Consider the following 4,241-nt stretch of genomic DNA (forward strand, 5'->3'; position numbering starts at 1 on the left):
AGCTCGGTCCCGGGGATCCTCTAGAGTCCGATCTCGGCCAGGTGGCCCGCGTGGCGAGACTTTAGGCTGAGCCATGAACCGTCCACCTCTCGAAGGAGACCGCATGTCCCTCGCCGCCGCCGGCCGCCGCCTCGTGCTCGCCGATCTCATCGCCCGCCCGACCGACCGGGCCCGCGCCGCTGCCCTGGACACAGCCCTCGTGATCGCGGGCGCCGCCGTGGTCGCGGTGCTCGCGCAGGTCGAGGTTCCGCTCTGGCCCGTGCCCATCACGGGACAGACTCTCGCCGTCGTCGTCGTGGGCGCCGCCCTCGGCGCCCGTCGCGGCGCCGCCGCTCTCCTCACCTACCTCGTCGCCGGCCTCGCGGGTCTGCCGGTCTTCGCGGGATTCACGGGAACCATCGCAGCCGTCGCCAAGCCGAGCTTCGGGTTCATCATCGGCTTCGTCTTCGCCGCCTTCGTCGCGGGATGGTTCGCGGAGCGCGCGTGGGACCGACGTCCCGTCCTCGCGTTCGTCGGCTTCGTGGCGGCGAGCGTGATCCCGTTCCTGTTCGGTGTGCCCTACATGGCCTTCATCCTGAACACCGTCCTCGGCAAGGGACTCGGTATCGAGGCGATCCTCGCCGCCGGCGTCACTCCGTTCATCGTCGGCGGCATCGTCAAGGCCGCGCTGGCGGCGCTGCTGATCCCGGCGGCATGGGCGGGCGTGCGTGCCGTGGAGAACCGTTCCGGCCGCTGACTCCTCACCTCGCAACGACGACGGCCCCGACCGCAGTGGTCGGGGCCGTCGTCGTGAGGTGGAGGCCGCGTCAGCCCTTCGCGACGGCCACCGCGGCGGCCAGCTTCTGCGTGATCGTCGGCAGTGCCCAGGGCAGCGTCAACGCGGTCGGCGAGACCGCCGCCACGTTCTCCGCGCCCACCATCGCTGCGACGGCACCCTTCTTGACGGCGGGGATCAGCTGACCCCGCGCAGATGCGAGGAAGTCGTCGAGCGTCTTCTGATCCTCAGCCTGCGTGAAGATGACCTGAGCATCGATCTTGTCGAGGTTCTCCTGACTGACCGTGGTGTAGAAGGTCCCCTCGCCCTTGTCGAGCGCGGTCACACTCGACGGCGAGACGAAGCCGAGATCCTGCAGAACCTCCACACGCGGGTCGGCCGGAAGATACATGTAGAACGTGTCCACGTCGTCGTCCACGTAGGCGATCGTGACGCCGGCGAACTCCGGATGCGCCGACGCCGCGTCCTTCACCTGCGCGTCGAGGCTCGTCAGCAGATCGGCGGCCTGCGTGCTCATCCCGAGAGCCTTGCCGGTGATCGTGATGACATCACGCCAGGGGGTCGCCCACGGCGCGGTCGGGTAGGCGACGACGGGGATGCCCGCCGCCGTGATGGCGTCGTAGTCCTTCTGCGTGAGCCCCGAGTAGGGTGCGAGCAGCACATCCGGGTTCGTCTTCAGCAGTTCCTCGAGGGGGATGTCGTTCGAGCTGACGTCGAGGATGGTGGGCTTGGCGCCTCCGAGCTTGTCCACGGCGTCTGCGATCCACGGCGGCATCTTGTCGTCGCCGCCCGAGTAGTTGTCGGCGGGGATCGCAACGGGCTGGATGCCGAGAGCGAGGACGGCATCCGTCGCCCCCCACCCCCATGTCGCGATGCGCTCGGGCTTCTTCGTGATCGTCGCGTCGCCGAGCGCGGAGGTGATGGTGACGGGGAAGCCGTCACCCGCCGCGCTCTCGGAGCTCGTGGGTGCGGCCGATCCGGCGGCGCAGCCCGACAGCAGGAGTGCGGTCACTCCGGCGATCGCGGCGAGCCCGAGTGCTGTGCGGAGTCGTCTCATGGGTCTTCCTTTCTCAGGGACGTGCAGGGGTGGCCTCGTCGATGAGCGCAGCAGAGCTCGTCGACGGGACGGGGATGACGATCGGGGTGGCCGTGAGGGGATCGGGGATCACCAGTGCGGACAGTCCGAAGGCACGGCGGATCGTCTCGGCTGTCATGACCTCGGCGGGAGCGCCATGGGCGATGATGGCGCCGGCGTGCATGACGACGAGGTCGTCGGCGTAGCGGGCCGCGAGGTTGAGGTCGTGCAGCACGGCGACGACCGTCGTCCCGCGCTCGCGGTTGAGTTCGCGCAGCAGGTCGAGCACCTCGAGCTGATGGCTGAGGTCGAGGAAGGTGGTGGGCTCGTCCAGCAGCAGGATGCGCGGATCCTGCGCCAGGGCCATCGCGATCCAGACGCGCTGACGCTGACCTCCCGACAGATCCCCCACCGGACGCTCGGCGAGCTCGGTGATGCCGGTCCACGCCATCGCCTCGTCGACCCGCGCCGTGTCCTGGGCGCTCCAGCGCTGCAGCAGCCCGCGATGGGGATGCCGCCCCCGACCGACCAACTCGGCCACCGTGACGCCGTCGGGCGCGGTCGGATGCTGCGGAAGAAGACCCACCGTCTGGGCCAGCGAGCGGCGCGGGATGCCGCGAACATCCGCCCCATCGATCTCCACCCGACCCGCGAGCGGAGCGTGCAGCCGTGCGAGCGTGCCGAGCAGAGTGGACTTTCCCGAGGCGTTCGCGCCGATGATCATCGTGACGCGCCCCGGGGCGATCTCGAGGTCGAGGCCGTCGATGACGCGACGCCCGGGATAGCCGGCGGCGAGGGCACGCGCGGTCAAGCGGGGGGAAGCGGAGTGCGAGGTCACAGCCGGCGTCCTTTCGAGGTGGCCAGAAGCCAGAGGAGGAAGAAAGCCCCGACCGCACCGGTGACGATGCCGACGGGCACGGCCATGCCGGGGAGGGCGTACTGGGCGACGAGGTCGGCCGCGAGCAGCAGCGCGGCGCCCACGACGGCGCTCGTGCCGAGGCCCACCGCTCCGTGGCGCAGGAGCGCTCGAGCGATCGCGGGGGCACAGAGCGCGATGAAAGAGATGGGCCCGACGAACGCACAGGTGACGGCGGTGAGCAGCACGGCGCTGGTGACGACCACGACACGCACCGGTCCGCTCGCCACACCCAGCCCGTGGGCGGCTTCGCGCCCGAGCTGCACGAGAGGCAGCCACCGCGACGTGACGATCAGCGCGGGGACGAGCGCGACGAAGACGACGAGCACGACGAGCACCTGCCACCACGGCGTCGAGGCGAGGCTTCCGGTGAGCCAGAGAAGCGCGACCTGGGCCTGTTCGATCTTGGCGCGCACCATCATGAGGTTGATGAGTGCCGAGGTGAGGAACGAGACACCGATACCGGCCAGGATCAACCGGAAGCCGCCGTCACGCAGCGATCGACCGGCGAGCATGAGCACGACCGCGACGGCGGAGCCGCCCACGAAGGCGAACACGGCGACGAGCGGTCCGGTGGTGCCGAGGAGGAGGATCGCGGACACCGCCGCCAGCCCGCTCCCCCCGGAGATGCCGAGCAGGTCGGGACTGGCGAGGGGGTTGCTGAGGAACGATTGCAGGAGCGCACCGGCAGCACCGAGCGCGGCGCCGGCGACGAGCGCCATGGCGGCGCGCGGCGCGCGCACCTGGAACACGACGTACTGCTCGATCCTCGTTCCCGACCCGGTCAGCGTCGCCCACAGGCGATCGGGGGTGATCGGGTAGTCGCCGACCGAGATCGCCACTGCCGCGGCCAGCACGACGGCGACGATGACCGCGACGACGACGACGCGACGACGACGCGTAGCCGCGCGCCGGACGGTCAGCGCGGCGCTCACAGCATGCTCCGACGCGGCTGGAGGACGAGCCCGATCAGAACGGGAGCGCCGATGATCGCGACGACGATGCCGGCCTGCACCTCGCCCGGCGGCGCGACGATGCGTCCCGCGACGTCGGCCAAGAGCAGGAACACTCCGCCGTAGAGCATTCCGAGCGGGAGCAGACGTGCGTAGCTGCCACCGACGACGGCGCGCAGCGCATGCGGGACGAGCAGTCCGAGGAAGACGATCGGGCCGGCGATCGCCGTCGCTCCGCCGCACAACAGCACCGTCGCGACGATGCCGAGCACGCGGCTGCGGCCGACATCGTGCCCGAGACCGGCGGCGGAGTCCGTGCCCAGGGCCACGAGGTCGAGGCCGCGGGCCGATAGCAGGGCGAGCACGGCGCCGACGACGAGTGCGGGAAGCACGAGCGCGACGGCATCCAGACCACGTGTCGACAGGCCTCCGGCTGCCCAGTACCTACCCGGCCCCGCCCGCAGGGCCGCTTGGAACCAGGCATGCCGGACGGAGCAGTGGTGGCGACCATGTCCATGGGAC

The 4,241-nt window shown here is 70.6% G+C and carries 5 protein-coding genes; 1 reads left to right on the forward strand and 4 read right to left on the reverse strand.

Annotation, left to right across the window (positions count from 1 at the left end):
- Positions 1-103 precede the first annotated feature (103 nt).
- Positions 104-736 (forward strand): biotin transporter BioY, encoded by a 633-nt coding sequence (locus tag I5I_RS07030; protein ID WP_036318092.1) that lies wholly within the window; start codon positions 104-106, stop codon positions 734-736.
- A 70-nt stretch (positions 737-806) separates the two neighbouring features.
- Here the strand turns inward: I5I_RS07030 and I5I_RS07035 are convergent, their stop codons facing one another.
- From I5I_RS07035 to I5I_RS07050, 4 genes are all read right to left on the reverse strand, one after another.
- On the reverse strand, positions 807-1,832 hold the full coding sequence (locus I5I_RS07035; protein ID WP_036318094.1) for an iron-siderophore ABC transporter substrate-binding protein: 1,026 nt from the start codon (positions 1,830-1,832) through the stop codon (positions 807-809).
- A gap of 13 nt (positions 1,833-1,845) precedes the next feature.
- Positions 1,846-2,688, reverse strand: a complete 843-nt coding sequence (locus I5I_RS07040) for an ABC transporter ATP-binding protein (protein WP_036318096.1) — start codon at positions 2,686-2,688, stop codon at positions 1,846-1,848.
- Positions 2,685-3,701 carry a FecCD family ABC transporter permease gene (locus I5I_RS07045; protein ID WP_036318098.1) on the reverse strand — a complete coding sequence of 339 codons (1,017 nt, stop codon included), beginning with the start codon at positions 3,699-3,701 and terminating at the stop codon, positions 2,685-2,687. The genes I5I_RS07040 and I5I_RS07045 overlap by 4 nt, the downstream gene beginning before the upstream one ends.
- Positions 3,698-4,241: FecCD family ABC transporter permease (locus I5I_RS07050; RefSeq protein WP_239640051.1), on the reverse strand; the 544-nt coding region annotated here is incomplete at its 5' end. The genes I5I_RS07050 and I5I_RS07045, both read right to left, overlap by 4 nt.

It is taken from the genome of Microbacterium sp. B24 (assembly GCF_000333415.1).
Lineage (GTDB): Bacteria > Actinomycetota > Actinomycetes > Actinomycetales > Microbacteriaceae > Microbacterium.

Bases quoted from the DNA above. Each gene is read 5' to 3' on its own strand.
- I5I_RS07035 (WP_036318094.1), bottom strand. From the start codon at position 1,832: ATGAGACGACTCCGCACAGCACTCGGGCTCGCCGCGATCGCCGGAGTG.
- I5I_RS07030 (WP_036318092.1), top strand. From the start codon at position 104: ATGTCCCTCGCCGCCGCCGGCCGCCGCCTCGTGCTCGCCGATCTCATC.